This window comes from Gordonia metallireducens (assembly GCF_021245825.1).
Classification (GTDB): Bacteria; Actinomycetota; Actinomycetes; order Mycobacteriales; family Mycobacteriaceae; genus Gordonia; species Gordonia namibiensis.
The window spans coordinates 118,862-137,511 of sequence record NZ_JAJQJP010000034.1; the positions used below are offsets into that span (position 1 = coordinate 118,862).

Consider the following 18,650-nt stretch of genomic DNA (forward strand, 5'->3'; position numbering starts at 1 on the left):
GGGCGTCGAAGAATACGCTGAACGCATGAGTGCCGATACGAGTTCGCTGGCCGCCGCCCTTCCCGACGGAATGGTGATCACCGACCCCGACATCCTCGCCGGGTATCGCCAGGACCGCGCCTTCGACCCGGCCGCCGGTACCCCGCTCGCGCTCGTCCGCCCGACCTCGACCGAGCAGGTCCAGACGACGGTTCGGTGGTGTGCCGAGAACCGGGTCCCGATCATCACGCGCGGCGCGGGCACCAGCCTGTCCGGCGGCTCGACCGCGGTGGACGGCGCCATCATGATCTCCACCGAGAAGATGCGCGAGATCGCCGTCGATCCCGCGACGCGCACCGCCGTCGTCCAGCCCGGGCTGTTCAACTCCGAGGTCAAGGCCGCGGCGGCGGCCGAGGGCCTCTGGTACCCGCCGGACCCGTCGTCGTTCGAGATCTGTTCGATCGGCGGAAACGTCGCCACGAATGCCGGTGGCCTGTGCTGTGTGAAGTACGGGGTCACCACCGATTACGTGCTCGGACTGCAGGTGGTGCTCGCCGACGGCCGTGCGGTCCGGGTGGGCGGCAAACAGCTCAAGGACTCCGCCGGCCTCCCCCTGACCAAGCTCTTCGTCGGCAGTGAGGGGCTCCTCGGCATCATCACCGAGGTGACCCTGCGGCTGCTCCCGCCGCAGGGGCCGGCGAGCACGGTGGTCGGGGTCTTCGACTCGGTGCACGACGCCAGTCGTGCCGTCCTGGCCGTCACGGGCGAGATCCGCCCGGCGATGCTGGAATTCATGGACTCGGTGGCGATCAACGCGGTCGAGGACATGCTGCGCATGGGGCTCGACCGAGACGCGGGCGCGCTGCTCGTCGCCCAGTCCGATGCGCCCGGGGCGGCGGGTGCCCAGGAGGTCGAACTGATCCGGAACGCCTTCGAGTCGAACGGCGCGGGCGAGGTCTTCACCACCGACGATCCCACCGAGGGCGAGGCGTTCACCGCTGCCCGCCGCGCGGCGATCCCGGCGGTGGAGAAGCTGGGATCACTACTGCTGGAGGATGTCGGGGTCCCGTTGCCCTCGCTGCCCGATCTCATCGACGGCGTCGCCAAGATCGCCGCGGACAACCAGGTGATGATCTCGGTGATCGCACACGCCGGCGACGGCAACACGCACCCGCTGATCGTCTTCGATCCGGCCGACACCGCGGAGGCCGACCGTGCGCAGACGGCGTTCGGTCAGATCATGGATCTTGCCATCGAACTCGGCGGCACCATCACCGGCGAGCACGGTGTGGGCCGGCTCAAGAAGGGCTGGCTGCCCGATCAGGTGGGACCGGACGTGATGGAGCTGACGACGCTCATCAAGAACGCCCTCGATCCGGAGGGGCTCCTCAATCCGGGCGTGATCCTGTAGGCGTGGTCGGCACGACGGCGTAGGTTCCGCGCCGGTGTGCCTTGGCCTCGAACAGGGCGTCGTCGGCGAGGGCGAAGTCGCGTCGGATGCGTTCGGTGGCATCCTCATCGGTCATGTGCTCGCTGTACAGAGGGCCCACGGCGATGCCGAGGCTGACGGTCGCCCACTCGCCGTCACCGGTGTCGACGGGCCGGCCGCGGATGTCCTCGGCGACGGCCCGCGCCGCCTGTTCGTCGAGCCGCATCGCGATCGCGAACTCGTCGCCGCCGAGCCGGGCGACGACCGCCGGTTCGGCCACCGCGCCCCGGAGGATCTCGGCGACCTGCTGCAGCACGGCGTCGCCCACGGCGTGACCGTGGTCGTCGTTGATCCGTTTGAAGCGGTCGACGTCGGCGATGACGAGTGCGAACCGGTCGCCGTGTCCCCGGCGCAGCAGTGTCGTCGTCGCGAGGATGAACCCGCGGCGGTTCAGCAATCCGGTGAGCGGATCGGTGTTGGCCATCCGCAGTTGGTGTTTCAGAGTGCGCTGCAGATCGGACGTATATCCCTGGTGCAGGGTGACGGTTCCGCTGACGGCGACGAGCAGGGCCAGGGTCGCGGCGAACACGGTCACGGGTGCAGCGCCGTCCAGCCAGGCGAGAACGCCCAGGGTGCAGGTCACCGCGCTCGCCAGCACCAGGTGGACGTACACGACGCGGGCACGTACGAAATGTGCGCTGTAGGAGCCGATCACGGCGAACAGGGCCGAGAAGTACAGCGCGAGGCGAGGATCGGCGACGGCGAACAGGCACGCCGCCACCCCGATGTCCGCGTAGGCCACGAAGGCGTTGTTGAAACCGCGAACGTGTGACTTCTTGGTCCACCACATCACACCCAGGTGGACCCGGCTCACCGCGATCGCGGTGGGGATGGTGGTGGCGGCAGCGGTACCGAGGACCAGCGACCGCCACAGCGAACCCTGCCCGCCGCTCGGCGTGAACAACCCGAGCGCCGCGACGACACCGAAGATCAGCACCAGCCCGGCGATGGTGTACCGGATGTGGCGTTCGCGCAGGCGTAGCTGCCGGAGCACATCGAGCGTTTCGTCGTAGAGCCCACTGCGGCGTGCGATCTCCGCAGTGATCGAGTCTCGACCGAGCCCGCTGAACGGAGTAGATCTCGGCGCCCGGCCGATCGTTTCTTCCACCTGATCGAGCTCCGGAAATGGGGTTGGGACGGACAATACGAAGTCTTGACGAGCATTAGCGATGCTTCATCAGAGCAAGTGATAGCCGACGAGACCCGGGCGCGACAGCGAAAACGGGAAAATGGTGAAAAAGAAGCACCTGCCGAGGTCCTCCCGTCCCCTCCGCGGGGGGACCTCAGCAGGTAGCCCAAAACGCGAATGACATCTGAATACGATGCCATGCAAAAATGAGCATATTGCGTCGAAGCTCAACCTACAATCACATCAATCGGGATAACTGACAGGGGATGGTTGATGAATGGTTCTGGGGACGCCGGACTTCGCGATATCGACCTACGTCGACTCCGCATGTTCGTCGTCGTCATGGAGGCGCCGAGTCTCCGTGTCGCCGCCGACGACCTGTTCATCAGCCAGCAGGCGTTGTCGTCGGCGATCCGTGAGCTCGAGCGACAGCTGGGCGTCGAGCTGTTCTCCCGTTCGCGTCGCAGCCTGACGCCGACGCCGGCCGGGGAGGCCCTCTACCGCGGCGCGGTACCCCTCCTGGCCGGTGGTGAACAACTCGCCACGCAGGTCAGGCGCGTGAACGCCGGGTCTCCCGCGCCGTTCGTCATCGGGCACGCACCCGACCTGGCGTCGTCGGAGGTCTTCCGCATCATCGAACCCGTGGTTCTCGCCGACCCCTCGGTGCCGATCACGGTGCGCCCGGTGTTCGCCGACTTCATGCGCGACGAGTTGCTGTCGGGGTCGATCGACCTCGCGCTGGGACGTGGTGTGTCGGCGCCGCCGGACATGGCGACCACGATCGCCACCGAACACGAACTCCGCCTCGCGGTCCGCAGTGACCACCCGCTCGCCGCCCATGCCCGCGTCGACATGGCCGCCCTCGCCGATTACGAGATCGTCGTGTGGGGCCCCGAGCACGAGTACGAGTACACCGACATCCTCGTCGGGCTGTGCCGGCGCGCCGGTTTCGAGCCGCGCATCATCCTGTCGACGCTGCTCGGCACACCGCCGCACACAGCGGTGATCGCCCATCCCAAGGCGTGCGCCTTCGTCACCAACGAGCCCGGCTGGATCTACGCGAACTCCATCCGCATCGTCGAGTTCACCGATCCGCCGTTCGCACCCGTCCGGGCGATGTGGCTGCCCAACACCGCCTCGACGCTGCGCCGGCAGATCCTGGCGGCGGCGGAAGGGGTTGCGTGAGCGGAGCAGCTGCGCGATCCGGCGATGGAGGGATAACAAAGAGCCCTTGTTGCACGCGAGCTGTGTATCGAGCTGCGAAATTGAGAGCATCCGCTGGTAGCGTGCGACGCGGCTGATTGGGGGAGGCTGTGCTCACAGTAGACGGCAATGTGCTGCTCGACATCGCGGGAAAGTCGGAAGTGGCGTCCGATGTAATCGTCGCTTGCAAATACGCGAGTTACTACGCGAGGATCTCGGAGCTCCTGCCGGGATCGGCCACCGCATACGCATCGAGTTGGCGAGCATCAGAGCTGGGTCGACTCGAACCTGGTGTGGTGCAACGGTTGGAGAGTTTCGCCGCGGCGGTCCGAGGTGCGGCCCTTAATTACGAAGCAACAGACGAGGATTTGACAGCCTTCCTGGGGTTCGTTGGGGAACCCCCTCGATGATTCCGACGCGTGGGATTCTTGCCACCTGGCGACCTGCGGACGTTGTAGCAGTGGGGGCCGAGTTGGACGCTTTGTTCGAAAATAACGAAGGTTTCGGCCCTGGAGGAAAACTGGCCGATCTGAGATCGGCGGTCCCTGACGGTTACGGCAACGCGAACCCGAACTGGAAGGGCCAAGCCGCAGTTGCGGCAGGGGCTGCAGTCGGGCGAGTAAGTAAGTACGCTTGTGCCTTCGTCGACCTCGGGTTGGGTCCGTACGGGCAGGTAAGCCGGGAAGCGGCTGCCCTGGCGAGGGCGAAGGCATCGATCGACGAACTTGTCTCCGTCATCGAGTCCGGTGACTTGTACGTCACCGATAACTGGACGGTCTTGGTTCGCCCCACGCCGATGGAGCCTGACATGGCGAAGCTTATGGCATTGGCCGCGCAGGGATTTCAGACTCAACTGAACGGGCATCTGACCACTCTTGGACTTGCGGAACATAGGCTTGCTTCTCCTCTGGTTCCGGACAGCCTCTTCTTCGGTCAAATGGAGAACGACCTTGCTGGGGCTCCAAAAGATGCCGTCCCTGGTCTTCTAGGCACTGAACGCGCTCGAGAAAGTGCTCGAGAGGCACAGCAGCTCGAGTTGGTCAGGCACATGCAGGGCACTGTGACCCGCAAAGAGACGATGACGCGCGATGGCAAACCGGTGACGCGGTTGACGATGCTCGATGGGAGCAAGCAGGTCTATCGATCAGATGAGACAGGCGAGACAACGGAGTTCTACGACTCGGGCGGAAAACTGTACTCAACGAGAAAAGTGCAGTTAGACGGCGAAACTCGTACTGAGCTGATGCGCGATGGGAAATCGCCCGTAGTGATTACTGAGAGCAAGGGCGGCGGCGATGCGAAGGCGGTCGTCGACGGCGTCACGTTGACGATTCCATCTCATTCCGACATTGCCAGCGCGCTTGCAGGCGGCGGGGTATCTGGGGGGGTGGCAGGACTGAACCCGTACGTCAGGCAGCCGCCGTTCTCCGCGGCATCGTTTCTCTCCGCAGGTGAGGCCGCATCGGTCGAGGCGGGTATGGGAATCTCCGGACCGGGGCTTGCCGTGTTAGGCACAGCAGTTGCCGTGGGAATGGCGGAGGACGACTACACGAAATGCGTTGCAGGCTACCAGGGTGGCGCGATCATCGCTGGTGAGGTGGCACTCATGCTCGCAGGGCCGGAGTTGCGCCCGGTCGCTGCTTTGGGCGTGAGTACCGCAACGAGCCTTGCCACGGGGGCGATCGGTACTGCCGTCGGAAAAATGATGTGCCAAGAGTGAGGATCGACCACGAATCATGAACACGATTGAAGGACTCCGATTCCCAGTCCCAACGGCCTGGCAGAGCAACTCGCGGGGAAGCCTAGGCGGTGTTGCGATCTACGGGCTGCTCACATTGGCGTTGGTCGTATTCGCGGTCTTGGCGGCGCTCCACCAGATGCCGTTGGGAGTGCTCTCGGCGCTGTTAGTGGCTTCTGGCTTCGCTTTGGAAACCTCGAGTTGGTCGCGATCGACTCGGTTCCGGCTTTGGGACTCCGATCTTGCGCGAGTGCGTATTCTGTCGGGAGCTTTGGAGATTGCACGTAGCAGGCGGGTGATGAGGTTGGATACTGCGTCGAACGCGTTGTCCGGAGCGGGGATGCTTTTGTTCGCGGTCGGCATCGTGACAGACTCAATATCTCTGCCCCTTGTTGGTGGGCTCTCTGGTCCGATTTATGCAGTGATAGCCCTCGTACTCGGTGTGATGTATTGCGCTCGTGCGTTTTCGGTCGCTGTGCGGGACAAGCCACTCATGCGAGTCACGCCCGACGGAGTCAGCCTTCCTCACTCTCTGTCGCACCGCAGAAACTACTACAAATGGCAAGATGTGTCCCGCTGCGTTGCCGTTCCAATGAAAGGTGATCGGCGGGGTGGCGCATGGCTGTCGGTGGGTTCTGGATTCAACGGGTCGCATGAGTTCCGCGTCGACGAATCGGCGCTCGGCGCGCACGTGACTCTGCTCCTGATCGACTTCTACCGTCGCAATCCGAAGTTGCGCGACGAGCTCACTGATTCCCGGGTGCTCGGTCGTATAGAGGACGGGTCCTTACTGAAGTAGTCAAAGTGAGTGAGCCGAGACTGCCGGCCGCATACGTTGACGTTCTGCGCGAGATGGCGCGAGATCCGAGTAGAACGATGATTGTCCGCGAAGTTGTGGGGGAGTTGAATTCTCCCGCTATCACCGATCTCATATTCCCGATGCCGACTGAGTGGTCTTCAACAGACTATGAGCTGTTCCATGCTGATGAGCGGGTTCGATACGCCGAATTTGAAAGGCGAGTCGAACTCGCCGTCGACGAGTGGATGCTGACCTACCGTGGGTACGGCAATGGTCCCGACCTTCAGGGGCGCCGTGACCTGGAAGAGTGGACGCGTGAGCAATTCTTGAATGAAATCAGGCACTGGAAAGCTACCCAAGCGTAGCTGCTGAGACCCGCAGGCAGCCTCGGTTGGCTCGAACTGTCAGTTCGGATAGTCGCCGGTCCGGCGACTTTGTCAGTGCCGCTCGAGGACCGCGGCGAGGTCGGCGCCGCCGGGGAGCGCGCCGTACTCGAAGCTGCGGTCGGGGCCCAGTCGGCTCGCGATGAACGCGTCGGCGACGGCCGACGGGCTGTGCCGCACCAGCAATGACGCCTCGAGAGCCAGGGCCATCGACTCGACGGTCGACCGAGCCCGACGCTGGGCGTCGGCCGGGGTGAGTCGCGACAGTTCGCCGAGCTGCTCCCGGAGTCGGTCGAGGTGCGCGTCGAGAGTCCGGTCGGCGCCGCGGGCGAGGGAGACCTCGGCGTCGAAGGCGGCGACCGATTCGGGTTCGCGGGTCATCGCACGCAGGACGTCGAGGGCGATGACGTTGCCGGAGCCCTCCCACACGGCCATCACCGGCTGCTCGCGGTAGCGCATGGCGAGGGGGAAGTCCTCGGTGTATCCGTTGCCGCCCAGGCACTCCAGTGCCTCGTAGGCGTGGTGCGGTCCGCGCTTGCAGATCCAGTACTTGGCGACCGCGGTCGCAAGTCGGCGGAAGGCGCGCTCCTGTGGGTCGGCATCCTCGTCGTGGGCGCGGGCCAGACGGATCGCCGTGGTGGTCGCGGCCTCGGATTCCAGTGCGAGATCGGCCAGTACGGCGGTCATTGCCGGCTGGTCGGCCAGCGTGGCTCCGAAAGCCGCACGGTGCCGGGCGTGCCACGCTGCTTCGGCGACAGCCTGGCGCATGCCCGCCGCGGAACCGAGGACGCAGTCGAGGCGGGTCTGCGCGACCATCTCGATGATCGTGCGCACGCCCCGTCCGGGTTCGCCGATCATGACGGCGACGGTGCCGTCGAGTTCGATCTCGCTCGAGGCATTGGACTTGTTGCCGAGCTTGTCCTTGAGGCGCTGGATGCGGAAGACGTTGCGGGTGCCGTCGGGCAGGATGCGGGGGAGCAGGAAGCACGAAAGTCCTTCGCCTCCTGCGCCTTGCGCCTGGGCGAGAACGAGGAAGGCGTCAGACATGGGCGCGGAACAGAACCACTTGTGTCCGGTGAGAAGGTACTCGGCCCCCGGCCCACCGGTCCCCGCAGGAACGGCGACGGTGGTGTTCGCGCGGACATCGGAGCCGCCCTGTTTCTCTGTCATCGACATCCCGAAGATCGCCGACTCCTTGGTGGCGCTCAGCTCGGGGGAGTAGCTGCGGGACAACGCCTTCGGCACCCAGTTCGCGGCGACGTCGGGCTGGAGTTCGAGTGAGGGGATGACCGCATGCGTCATCGACACCGGGCAGGCGTGGCCCGGCTCGATCTGACCGAACAGCATGAACGCGGCCGCGCGCACGACGTGGGACCCGGGTTGCGGGTCGGCCCAGCAACGTGTGTGGGCGCCGTGGGCGATCGACTCGGCGATGATCCGGTGATATGCCGGGTGGTACTCGACCTCGTCGATGCGGTGGCCCCAGCGGTCGAAGGTCCGCAACACCGGCGTGATGGTGTTGGCGAGATGGGCGTCGTGCTTGAAGGATTCGCTGCCGACGAGCGCCCCGATCTCCCGGAGTTCGGCATCGCCCCAGGCGCCGTCGTGGCGGGCGACGGCTTCGGTCAGCACGGTGTCGAGTTCGTACTCGTTGACGTCGACCCGCGGAGCGGACTGGTTGAACACCTCATGGGTGAGGTGCGGCTGCGGATGGATGTGCGTCGCGGACTGGGTCATCATGCCTCCTGGGGCGTGGGTACGAGTGGCCGGTCCAGAACCCGTTCCGGGATCTGCAGATTCGTGAAGATCACCGCGACCGCGTCCTCGAGCCGGTAACCGAAATCGGCTCCGGTGGCGGCCTTCTGGACCGCGAGGCCGAAGATGGCCGACCAGAACGCCTTCGCCTCTACGTCGATCCCGGCGCGCAGCCTCCAACCGGTGCGTACCAGCGTCGACATCAACGCCTGTTCGCCGCGCTCGTGGAGTGTGCGGAGGGTGTCGGTGATGTGCTCCCGCAAATCGGTGCGGCGTGACGTCAACAGCATGGCGGTGGTGAACAGTTCAACGTCCCGTGCGCAGGGGCCGAGCAAGGTGCCGACGAGGGTGTTCGTGTAGTCACGCACGGTCGTGGTCTCGGCGGCGGCCTCTTCGGCTCGACGCCCCGCCCGCAGCACCCCGGCGCAGGCGACCTCGACGAAGAGTTGTTCCTTGGAGCCGAAGTAGTAGGTGACCTGGTTGGGGTAGGCGTCGGCGCGCTGACAGATCTGGGCGACCGACGCCGCGTCGCCGTGCTCGGCGAACACCTCGCCGGCGGCACGCAGCAGCGCCTGGCGGGTGGCCTTGCCGGCCTCCCTGCTTGCGCGTCCGGTGGTTGCCACGGGGATCCTGCTCGCTCGACGTCAGTGTTTGTATGGCAAACAATAAACTCGCACGACCCGCGCCGACAAGGGTTCTGCGGGTTTTCTCAGACCTCGCGGTCCGCCGGCTCCCCGGCATTGCGAGTCCAGGCGAGATAGCCGATGCCGACGCCGGCGAACCACACGGCGCCGACGATGAGCGCGATCCGGCCGTCCTCGTCGAAGAACAGCAACACGAAGACGAGTGCGAGGAAGGCGAGCGCGAGCCACGTCGTGACCGGGGCGCCCGGAACGCGGTAGTCGGAGGCAGGCAGTTCGCCGCGCGCGACCTTGCGTCGGTAGGCCATCTGGCAGAGCAGGATCGTCGACCAGATCACGATGATCCCGACCGTCGACACAGCGGTGATGTAGGCGAAGGCGTGTTCGGGGTCGAGGACGTTCACAACGACGCCGAGCACCATCACTGCCGCGCTGAGAGTGATGCCGGCGGCCGGGACCTTGCGGCTCGACAGCTTGGTCAGCTGCTTGGGAGCGTCGCCCGTGTGCGCCAGCGAGCGCAGCATGCGGCCGGTGGAGTAGATACCCGAGTTGCAGGACGACAGGGCGGCCGTCAGCAGGATGAAGTTCACGATGCCCGCGGCGCCGGGGATGCCGATGTAGGAGAACACCGAGACGAACGGGCTCTCGCCTTCCTGGTAGTCCTTCCAGCTGCGCACCGACAGGATCACGAACATGGCGCCGACGTAGAAGATGCCGATGCGGAACGGCACCGAGTTGATCGCCTTGCGCAGCGTGACCCGCGGGTTCTCGGCTTCGCCCGCGGTGACGCCGACGAGCTCGACGCCGACGTAGGCGAACATGACGATCTGCAGGCTCAGCAGGGCGTTGCTGAAGCCGGTGGCGAAGAACCCGCCCTCGTTCCAGAGATTGGAGACCGACGGCCCGACCTCGGGGCCGAACCCGGAGATCGGGAGCAGCACACCGATTCCGACGATGATCATGCCGAGGATGGCGGTCACCTTGATCGCCGAGAACCAGAACTCGGCTCTGCCGAACAGCCCGACGGAGATGAGGTTGGCGCCGAACAGGACCACCAGGGCGACCAGCGCGGTCACCCACACCGGGATCGCCGGCCACCAGTAGTTGATGTACTTGCCGGCGACCGTGATCTCGGCCATGCACGTGGTCGTCCAGACCGCCCAATACGTCCAACCCTGGCTGAAGCCGGCGAAGCGTCCGAGGAACTCGTCGGCGTACTCGCTGATGCCGCCCGAGATCGGACGGTAGATCAGCAGCTCGCCGAGCGCGCGCATGACGATGAAGATCGCGAGCCCGGCAAGTGCATAGGCGAGGACCAGTGCCGGGCCCGCCTTCTCGATCGCGCCGCCCGACCCGTAGAACAGGCCGGTGCCGATCGCGCCGCCGATGGCGATCATCTGGACGGTGCGCGCGGTGAGCCCGCGTTCGTATCCCTCGTCGACACCCGGTTCGGCGCTGCCGTGCTCGATCGTCACGTGGAGAACTCCTGACCGCCAGTGATTGTTGGCGGGCTTCAGGGTAGACCCGCCCGGCAGACCGGATTCGCCAGCCTGAATTGTCCGACCTGTGCAGGTGAGCCGTGGTTGTCGGCACCGCCACACGTGGTCGACCGCGGACGTTTGAGAGGCCGCGGGACCAAAACACGATCTCGCGTTGTTGTGCACGGTGACGCCGGAAAAGCTCCGCCAGATCGACGAGCCGCCGGTGTCGACAGGAGGAATCGTGAGCAACGACTACCGCAAGACCCCAGAGGCCTTGAACCGCCTCACCGACGTGCAGTTTCGAGTCACGCAGCGCGACGGCACCGAGCGCGCCTTCGACAACGAGTACTGGGACAACCATGAGCCCGGAATTTACGTCGACGTCGTCTCGGGACAGCCGCTGTTCTCGTCGACCGACAAGTACGACAGCGGCACCGGATGGCCGAGCTTCACCCGGCCCATCGACGACGCGGCGGTGACCACCACGACCGACCGCACCCTGTGGATGAAGCGGACCGAGGTGCGCTCGTCGGGCGCCGACAGCCACTTGGGCCACGTCTTCGACGATGGTCCGCGCAATGCCGGCGGACAGCGCTTCTGCATGAATTCGGCAGCACTGCGCTTCATCCCGGTGAGCGAACTCGAGAGCGAAGGGTACGGCGAGTACGCCGGCCTGTTCGGCGATACCCAAACCACAGACAGCCACATCGAAGAGGAGACCGCATGACCACCGAGACCGGTCAGATCACCGTCCGCCCCGGCACCGAGGCCGCTGTCCTCGCCGGCGGATGTTTCTGGGGCATGGAAGACCTGATCCGCAAGCAGCCGGGAGTCCTCGACACCCGCGTCGGCTACACCGGCGGACAGAACGACCACGCCACCTACCGCAACCACCCCGGACACGCCGAGGCCGTCGAGATCGTCTTCGACCCGAGCCAGACGACCTACCGGGACATCCTGGCGTTCTTCTTCCAGATCCACGATCCGACGACCCGCGACCGTCAGGGCAACGACGTCGGGACGAGCTACCGCTCGGCGATCTTCCCGCTGAGTCCCGAGCAGGAGGAGGTGGCCCGGGACACGATCGCCGACGTCGACGCCTCGGGTCTGTGGCCGGGGCCGGCGGTCACGACGATCGAACCGGCGGGTCCGTTCTGGGAGGCCGAACCCGAGCACCAGGACTACCTGCTCAACTACCCGAACGGCTACACCTGCCACTTCCCGCGTGCGGGCTGGGTGCTGCCGAAGCGGGGTGCCTCGACCACGCCGTGATCTACCGGGGCCGGTCGGAACCCGCCGACCGGCAGAGGTAACTTTGGACCGACAGATGACGCTCAAGGATCGGTCGTCGAGTCGATGTCGCGAAAGGGTTCCCTCTTGGCTGGTCATCAAGGCACCGATCTTCTGAGCAGGCTCGCGCAGGTGGCTCGCGCCCTGCATGCGAAGAGTCTGCACGGAGTCGACGCGGTCTGCTCGGAGATCGCGGGCGCGGCAACCGAAGTCATCGACGGCATCGAGTGCGCCGGGATCACCCTCGGCACCGGGAACCGGTTCCGGTCGGTTGCGCCCACCGACGACGTGGCCGACCGGTTCGGCCGCCTCCAGCAGGACCTCGGGGAAGGGCCGTCCTTCGACGCGGCGCGTCACCGATGCACGGTCCGGACCTCCGACCTCCGCGCCGACTCCCGATGGCCCGCGCTGGCGGCCGCCGTTGCCGTGTCCTCTCCCCTCCGATCGGCGGTGTCCTACGAATTGTTCACCGACCGTGATCGATTGGGGGCGCTGAATGTCTACTCGACGCGAGCCGGCGGCGTAAGCGAAGAGGCCATCAACAGAGGCCATGCGTTCACTGCACATGCGGCGCTGATGCTCGACGCCGCGCGGCGCCATGAGCAGTTCCAGGTCGCCCTGTCCTCACGCGATGTGATCGGGCAGGCCAAGGGGATGATCATGGAACGTTTCGCCGTCGACGCCGACCGTGCGTTCGACCTGCTGCGGAAGCTGTCCCAGAGTTCGCAGAAATCCGTCGTCGAGGTGGCGAGACAACTGACCTCCCAGCCGGGGACCCTGGCGCCCGGCGACGCGCCGTAGTCCGGTCAGGACTCGTCGGCGGGCGGTGTCCCGAACTCCGGGAAGTCCAGTACCCCCGTCGATCCCGGGTCACGCGGATGCTCCCGCTGGGCGGCGACGATGCTGCGTGCATGGCTGGTCGGGGTGACGGCGCGTGCGCGCGCCAGTCGCGTGAGCAGGACCCGGGCCGCCGCGAGATCGACGCCCCGGATCTCGGCGATGATCCCCACGGCGGTGGCCGTCACGGTGACTCCTTCCAGAACCGAGTCGATGGACTCCTCGAGTCGGACCTGGCGGACGTCACTGCCACCGGCGACCGACAGGGCGAGTGAGGTCAGGTCGGCGAACACCTGCCCGGCCTGATTCGGTTGGTCGTACGACCACGGATCGACGGTGTGGACGACGATCGCACCGATGGGCGCACGCATCGCGACCACGGGAAACGCTCGTACACCGCGGAATCCGGCGTCGAGTGCGTGGCGGCGGTACTGCGGCCAACGGGTGTCGGTCGCGTCGGTCAGATCGGAGATCAGCGCGATGGCGCCGCTGCGGGCACTCTCGAGCGCCGGACCCGAGGCGTACAGCAGCGGGTACGACGCGTGGTCCACCGCGGAGGACTCGGCGACGATGTGCAGGGACGGGGAGTCGGGTTCCCGGCGCGGGTCGAGAAGGACCACGGCCGCGGAATGAGCCTCGAAACACAGGCGGGTCCGCTCCGCGACGTCCTGCAGGACGGTCGGGAGGTCGAACTCGTGGACCATGGTCCCGGTGACGGACGCGACGGCGGTGCTCACCCGCCAGGCTTCGGTCATCGTGCGCCCCCGTTGTTCTCGTGATCGTGCGCTCCCCGGTCCGGGTCGTCGAGATCGGCGCCCGTCAGCTTCCGCGCGATGATGTCGTCCGCGACCCGCCCGATCGGCCGCCCCGATCGAAAGGCGTACGCGCGCATCCGGTCCAAAGCCTCATCCGGTAGCACCACGAGTTGCACGGCCAGCATCCCCGAGGCCGTGTAGACCCGCGATCGGGAGAACTCCCCGGACTGGTCCGTGGCCGACATCTCCTCGGCCATCGCGTCCGCCGGCGAGCTGGAGTCGGATTCGTCCAGGTATCGCGACCAGTTGTCGGCGATGGTGCGCGCTGCGGAGTCGGCGCACGCGGTGGCCCGGGCGATCTCGGCCTCGCTCAGTGGACCGGCAGTGGTGCGATACAGCTCCAGGACACCGAGCGGGCGACCGTCGTCCTCGACGGGGAAGGCGAACACGGCGGCGACACCCGCGTCCGCCACCTCGGCCATGAAAGCCGGCCAGTGCGCACCTGCATCGGTCGCCGTCACGTCATCGACGAGCTGCGGGGTCGACAGCAGGTAGGCGTCGAGACATGGGCCCTCGCCCAGGGTGAACTGCAGGTCGTCGATCCGGTGGGCCACCGGGTCGGTCGCATAGACCAACTCACGCACTCCGAGTTCCTTCGTGAACATCGCCGCGGCCGCGCCGTCGACCCCACACCACCGGACAGCGGTCTCACACACCTCCGCGACCCCGGCGAAGACCGGGGACCCTTCGCGAGTGCCGGCGGGAGGACGGGTTCCGTCCTCACTGCGATCACCACTCACCACGACCGGCTCCATCCTGCGCGGAGGGATCAGCCCTGATGAGTACCGCGCGCGTCGAGATGCAACGGCACCTGATGGACAGCGGTACTCCGGTCTCGTGAGCTGAACCCGGATACCAACTGTTCGGCGCCCGCACAGGGACCGGAACAGCTGCCTGCCACGCTACAACATCCCCGCCCGCACAGACGGACGGTCTCGTCGGCGCGACGAGCACGTTCGAGAACGGATGGAGGTGCCACAATCGACACGACCACCGGGCCGACCCGAAGGAGCCGACATGACCGATGACGATGATGCGAAGGTGCTCGTGATCGGGGCCGTGAACGTCGACCTGGTCGTCACCGCCGAACGACTTCCCGGGCCCGGGGAGACCGTCGTCGGGCCGGACGTCAGCAGTCATGGCGGCGGCAAGGGTGCCAATTCCGCGGTTGCCGCGGCCCGCGCCGGAGCCGCCGTTCGGTACTGCGGCGCGGTCGGCGACGACGAGATGGGTACGGGCGCGCTCGGCGAACTGGCGGACGAGGGCATCGACGTGACCGAGGTCGCCCGGGTCGACCGCGTCTCCACCGGCGCGGCATTGATCGTGGTCGACCCGTCCGGCGAGAACCAGATCGCGGTGGGGTCCGGGGCGAACGCCCGGGTTGCGCCGGATCGCGTCCGTGCAGCTGTGGCCCGCGCGGCGGACTGGGGTGCCGGATGTGTGCTGATCAGTACCGAGATAACTTCCGAAGCCGCGGTGGCGGCACTGAAAGCTGCTGCTGAGCACGGCATCCCATGTGTCGTGAATCCGGCGCCGGTCCTCGACGAGCTCGTCGGGGTGCTCTCGGTCCCGGACATCCTCACCCCGAACTCCTCGGAACTGCGCGACCTGTACGCGCGGACCCTGCCCGACGACCCGCGCGATCCGCCCGAAATCGAGATGGCAACGGCGCTGGCCGAACACCTCGACGTCTCCGTCGTGGTCACGCTGGGCGCCGATGGCGTGTTGGTCGTCGACCGTGCCGGCGTGACGTCGGTGCCGGCGGGTGAGGTCGAGTCGGTGGTCGACACGACCGGCGCCGGCGACACCTTCAACGGCGTATTGGCCGCTTCGCTGGCGGGCGGGCTCGGCCTGGTGGCGGCCGCGCGACGCGGTGCGGCCGCGGCGTCGCTGTCGGTGGCCCACGTCGGGGCGCGAACCGGGATGCCGACCGCCGAGGCCATCGAGCACGCCGCGTCGGGAACCTAGCGCGACAGGGGTTTCGGCCGCTCCATGTACCGGTGGTGTTCGTTGCTGGGCAAGAAGTAGTCACCCCGACCCCCGGCACGCAGCAGCGGTTGGGCACGTGCGGTGTCGTAGACGAGGTCGTCACCGAGCAGCTCTGTCGAGATGTGCACCTTCACGACCTCGCCGAGTACCATCCAGGTGTCCACGGACTCCCCTGCGGCCGAACGCAATTGGAAGGTGTCGGTGACCAGGCACTCAAAGGTGACCGGACTCTCGGCGACCCGGGCCGGGCGCACGAGCTCGGAGTCGAGGGCGGTCAGACCGGCGTGCTCGAATTCATCAGTGTCGGCGGGGAGTGCCGCAGAGGTGGCGTTCATCTTCTCGCCGACCGAATCGGTCGCGAGGTTCCAGACGAACTCGCCGGTCGACTTCGCGTTGGCGACAGTGTCTTTCCAGCCGACGCTCGCGAAACCGATGATCGGCGGGGAGTAGTTGAACAGGTTGAAGAAGCTGTAGGGAGCGAGATTTCGCGCCCCTGCATCGGACACCGTGGAGATCCAGCCGATCGGACGCGGGGCGATGATCGCGTTGAGGGGGTCGTGAGCGAGACGATGCCCCTCTGCGGGGGCGTACGAGTGGTACTGGATCATCGCTTCACCGTACGTGACCGGGGTACGGTGAATCGGACATGGACCGGGCAAGACGACGGAGGCCGGAGTGACCTTCTCCACTGCTGGTGAACGCGATGCCGACCGGGTTCTGCGATCTCTCGCGAACATCCGCGATCTCGGGGGACTGCCGCTCGTCTCCGGCGGATCCACCTCGCACGGGGTGCTGATCCGCAGCGACGCGCCCTATCCGGACGACGACGATCCGGTCGGTGTGCCGTGGCCGCCGTCGACCGTGGTCGATCTGCGTGACCCGTCCGAGTCGGGCGCTGTACGGGTGACGTGGCCGGCCGAGGTCCGGCTGGTACACCGCCAGGTGTCGTCGGGAGCACGAGTGGACCGCCTCGCCGACACCCCACTGACCGACATCTACACGGCGATGATGCAGACCGGTGGGGATCGGTTGACGGCGGCCCTCAACGCCTTCGACCCGGCCGGCCCGACCCTCGTCCACTGCGCGGCCGGTAAGGACCGCACCGGCGTGATCGTCGCGATCGCCGAACTCCTCGCCGGTGTCGACGAGGCCGCGATCATCGCCGACTATCAGCAGACCGAGCAGAACATCGCCGGGGTCCTGGCGCGCCTGCGGCACCGCGATCGCGTTCCGAGGGGTACGTCGCTCGATGCGCCGATCCTGCGCACGCCGCGGGAGGCGATCGATCTGGTCATCGACGCCGTGACCGGGCATCGGGGTGGCCCGTGGGGCTGGTTCGAGGCGAACGGCGGCGACGTCGGCCATTTCGAGGGTTGGGTGGCGCGATTCGCGCCCGGCGCGGCACCCGGTTAGGGAGACTCCGTGGTCGGCCCGTCGGGCGTCAAGGGGTGGGCGCCCGACGGGCCTGGCGGAGAAACGTCGGGGTGGTGCATTCCTCCGCGACGCGTATGCCCGACGGTATGCCGCGCCAAACACGGGGGCGCCGCGACTACAGCCTGCTCGGTGCCCGCATGCCGCATCAGGGCTGCGTATCGAGTGATTCCACGATGGCTCGTCGTAGTTCGGCCCGGTCGTCGAAGAAGGACGTCCGGGGACCGTACCGCCGGAAGGTGTCGCTCCCGCGCCCGGTCACGACCACGATGTCGTCGGGACGTGCCATGGACACCGCCCGGGTGAGCGCGGCTCCCCGATCCGGTTCTTCGACGACCACTGCGGAGTCCCCGTGGCGCGCTCCCCGTAGGACCTCGGCTCTGATCGCGTCCGGGTCCTCGTCCTCCGGACTCTCATCGGTGACGATGACGACGTCTGCGTACTGTGCTGCCACCTGGCCCAACGGTCGGCGCTTGCCGGGATCCCGCCCGCCGGTCGCGCCGACCACCAGGATCAATCGTCCGCACGCGAGCGACCTCAGGTAGGGAAGCAGTGCGTGCTGACCTGCGGTGTTGTGCATGTAGTCGACGATCGCCACGAACGACTGGCCGGCACGGACGGGTTCACAACGTCCCGCGACGCTGGTCACCGACGAGATCCCTTCGGCGGCGGCCGCGACGTCGACCCCGTCGGCCACCACGCTGGTGAGGGCGAGGAGCGCGTTGGCGACCTGGTGGGGACCCAGGGTCTGTAGGCGGATGTCGCCGGTGCCGTACGGCGTGTGAGCGGTGAATCGGGTTCCTGTGTCGGCACAACGGATGTCGGTCGCATACACATCGGCAGTCGCGTCCAGGGCCGAGCATGTCCATGTCTCGGGAGCGGTGCCGGCTGCGAGGCGTGCACCCCAGTCGTCGTCGATGCTGATCGCAGCGATCTGCGTCCGCTCGACGGTGAACATGTCCGCCTTCGTCGCGAAGTAGGTCTCCATCGAGCCGTGATAGTCGAGGTGGTCGTCGCTCAAGTTGGCGAAGGCCATGACACGGAAGGCGGTGCCGTCGACGCGGTGCTGGTCGACGGCGTGGGAGGAGACCTCCATCGCACACCCGGTGACACCGTGTCGCCGGAATGTCGCCAGCGTTCGCTGCAGCATGGGTGCCTCGGGGGTGGTGCGTGTGGGTACCAGGTCGTAGCCAGGGCCCCGGATGCGTGCGCCGGAGATGAGTCCGGCCGATTCGCCCGCCGCGGTGAGGGCGGCGTCGATGAAGTGGGTCGTGCTGGTCTTGCCGTTGGTGCCGGTGACACCGAAGACGCGGAGATCGCGGGAGGGTTCGTCGTGGAACCAGGACGCCAACGGGCCCACCACTTTTCGCGGCTCGTCGACGATCAGGGTGGGGAGTGCCGACGACGGTCGGTCGCTGATCGCCAGGACCGCGCCGGCGGCTGCCACCTCGTCTTCGAAATCGAGCCCGTGCCAGCGACTCCCCGGAATCGCCAGGTACGCATCACCCGGGCGGACGGTGCGCGAGTCATCGACGAGGTCGCGAACCATCCGGTGGCCGACACGGGGGTCACCGACGATCGGCGTTCCGAGGTACTCGGAGAGGCGATCGACGGTCATGCCCGATTCCGGGCTCACCCGAATCGGGAGCGTCATCCACCGGTGGTACCCGCCTTCGGGGTCGCGAAACCTG

Annotated in this window: 18 protein-coding genes; 10 read left to right on the top strand and 8 right to left on the bottom strand. The window is 66.8% G+C overall.

Annotation, left to right across the window (positions count from 1 at the left end; translation table 11 throughout):
* The first annotated feature begins 25 nt into the window (after positions 1-25).
* A complete protein-coding gene (locus LQD00_RS14060) occupies positions 26-1,390 on the top strand; it encodes an FAD-binding oxidoreductase (protein ID WP_232717806.1) in 1,365 nt (454 codons plus the stop codon).
* Here the strand turns inward: LQD00_RS14060 and LQD00_RS14065 are convergent.
* Positions 1,368-2,576, bottom strand: coding sequence for a GGDEF domain-containing protein (locus LQD00_RS14065; protein WP_232717807.1), 1,209 nt, complete (start codon positions 2,574-2,576; stop codon positions 1,368-1,370). The two genes, LQD00_RS14060 and LQD00_RS14065, sit on opposite strands and share 23 nt — an antisense overlap.
* A 294-nt stretch (positions 2,577-2,870) precedes the next feature.
* On the opposite strand from LQD00_RS14065, the gene LQD00_RS14070 reads away from it, so the two are divergent.
* The 4 genes from LQD00_RS14070 to LQD00_RS14085 all read left to right on the top strand — a co-directional run bounded on the left by LQD00_RS14070 (position 2,871) and on the right by LQD00_RS14085 (position 6,702).
* Positions 2,871-3,782, top strand: coding sequence for a LysR family transcriptional regulator (locus LQD00_RS14070; protein ID WP_232717808.1), 912 nt, complete (start codon positions 2,871-2,873; stop codon positions 3,780-3,782).
* 424 nt (positions 3,783-4,206) lie between these two features.
* Positions 4,207-5,520, top strand: a complete 1,314-nt coding sequence (locus tag LQD00_RS14075) for a hypothetical protein (RefSeq protein ID WP_232717809.1) — start codon at positions 4,207-4,209, stop codon at positions 5,518-5,520.
* 16 nt (positions 5,521-5,536) lie between these two features.
* Positions 5,537-6,337, top strand: a complete 801-nt coding sequence (locus tag LQD00_RS14080) for a hypothetical protein (protein WP_232717810.1) — start codon at positions 5,537-5,539, stop codon at positions 6,335-6,337.
* 5 nt (positions 6,338-6,342) lie between these two features.
* Positions 6,343-6,702, top strand: coding sequence for a hypothetical protein (locus LQD00_RS14085; protein ID WP_232717811.1), 360 nt, complete (start codon positions 6,343-6,345; stop codon positions 6,700-6,702).
* A 72-nt stretch (positions 6,703-6,774) separates the two neighbouring features.
* Here LQD00_RS14085 and LQD00_RS14090 read toward each other — a convergent pair whose 3' ends face one another.
* The 3 genes from LQD00_RS14090 to LQD00_RS14100 all read right to left on the bottom strand — a co-directional run bounded on the left by LQD00_RS14090 (position 6,775) and on the right by LQD00_RS14100 (position 10,591).
* Positions 6,775-8,457, bottom strand: coding sequence for an acyl-CoA dehydrogenase family protein (locus tag LQD00_RS14090; protein WP_232717812.1), 1,683 nt, complete (start codon positions 8,455-8,457; stop codon positions 6,775-6,777).
* Positions 8,457-9,098, bottom strand: a complete 642-nt coding sequence (locus LQD00_RS14095) for a TetR/AcrR family transcriptional regulator C-terminal domain-containing protein (RefSeq protein ID WP_232717813.1) — start codon at positions 9,096-9,098, stop codon at positions 8,457-8,459. The genes LQD00_RS14090 and LQD00_RS14095 overlap by 1 nt, the downstream gene beginning before the upstream one ends.
* Before the next feature lie 86 nt (positions 9,099-9,184).
* Positions 9,185-10,591, bottom strand: a complete 1,407-nt coding sequence (locus LQD00_RS14100) for an amino acid permease (RefSeq protein WP_232717814.1) — start codon at positions 10,589-10,591, stop codon at positions 9,185-9,187.
* Positions 10,592-10,838: 247 nt separating this feature from the next.
* Between LQD00_RS14100 and msrB the strand changes: the two genes are divergently transcribed.
* The 3 genes from msrB to LQD00_RS14115 all read left to right on the top strand — a co-directional run bounded on the left by msrB (position 10,839) and on the right by LQD00_RS14115 (position 12,688).
* Positions 10,839-11,324: a peptide-methionine (R)-S-oxide reductase MsrB gene (gene msrB, locus LQD00_RS14105; RefSeq protein WP_232717815.1), complete on the top strand. Its 486-nt coding sequence runs from the start codon at positions 10,839-10,841 to the stop codon at positions 11,322-11,324.
* Positions 11,321-11,869, top strand: a complete 549-nt coding sequence (gene msrA / locus LQD00_RS14110) for a peptide-methionine (S)-S-oxide reductase MsrA (RefSeq protein ID WP_232717816.1) — start codon at positions 11,321-11,323, stop codon at positions 11,867-11,869. The genes msrB and msrA overlap by 4 nt, the downstream gene beginning before the upstream one ends.
* A 150-nt stretch (positions 11,870-12,019) precedes the next feature.
* Positions 12,020-12,688, top strand: a complete 669-nt coding sequence (locus LQD00_RS14115) for a GAF and ANTAR domain-containing protein (protein ID WP_232717817.1) — start codon at positions 12,020-12,022, stop codon at positions 12,686-12,688.
* Positions 12,689-12,693: 5 nt separating this feature from the next.
* Here the strand turns inward: LQD00_RS14115 and LQD00_RS14120 are convergent, their stop codons facing one another.
* Both LQD00_RS14120 and LQD00_RS14125 read right to left on the bottom strand, forming a co-directional pair.
* Positions 12,694-13,479: a GAF domain-containing protein gene (locus LQD00_RS14120; protein WP_232717818.1), complete on the bottom strand. Its 786-nt coding sequence runs from the start codon at positions 13,477-13,479 to the stop codon at positions 12,694-12,696.
* The gene (locus LQD00_RS14125) at positions 13,476-14,195 is read right to left on the bottom strand and encodes a GAF and ANTAR domain-containing protein (protein WP_232717819.1); all 720 of its coding nucleotides are present in this window, start codon (positions 14,193-14,195) and stop codon (positions 13,476-13,478) included. Before LQD00_RS14125 ends, LQD00_RS14120 begins: the two co-directional genes overlap by 4 nt.
* Positions 14,196-14,556: 361 nt before the next feature.
* Here LQD00_RS14125 and LQD00_RS14130 point away from each other — a divergent pair, with 361 nt between their 5' ends.
* On the top strand, positions 14,557-15,507 hold the full coding sequence (locus LQD00_RS14130; RefSeq protein WP_232717820.1) for a PfkB family carbohydrate kinase: 951 nt from the start codon (positions 14,557-14,559) through the stop codon (positions 15,505-15,507).
* Here LQD00_RS14130 and LQD00_RS14135 read toward each other — a convergent pair.
* A complete protein-coding gene (locus LQD00_RS14135) occupies positions 15,504-16,136 on the bottom strand; it encodes a flavin reductase family protein (RefSeq protein WP_232717821.1) in 633 nt (210 codons plus the stop codon). The two genes, LQD00_RS14130 and LQD00_RS14135, sit on opposite strands and share 4 nt — an antisense overlap.
* A 67-nt stretch (positions 16,137-16,203) precedes the next feature.
* Here LQD00_RS14135 and LQD00_RS14140 point away from each other — a divergent pair, with 67 nt between their 5' ends.
* Entirely contained in the window at positions 16,204-16,941 is a 738-nt protein-coding gene (locus tag LQD00_RS14140) for a tyrosine-protein phosphatase (RefSeq protein ID WP_232717822.1), read from the top strand.
* A 166-nt stretch (positions 16,942-17,107) separates the two neighbouring features.
* Here LQD00_RS14140 and LQD00_RS14145 read toward each other — a convergent pair whose 3' ends face one another.
* Positions 17,108-18,613, bottom strand: coding sequence for a Mur ligase family protein (locus tag LQD00_RS14145; protein ID WP_232717823.1), 1,506 nt, complete (start codon positions 18,611-18,613; stop codon positions 17,108-17,110).
* Between the last annotated feature and the right edge of the window lie 37 nt (positions 18,614-18,650).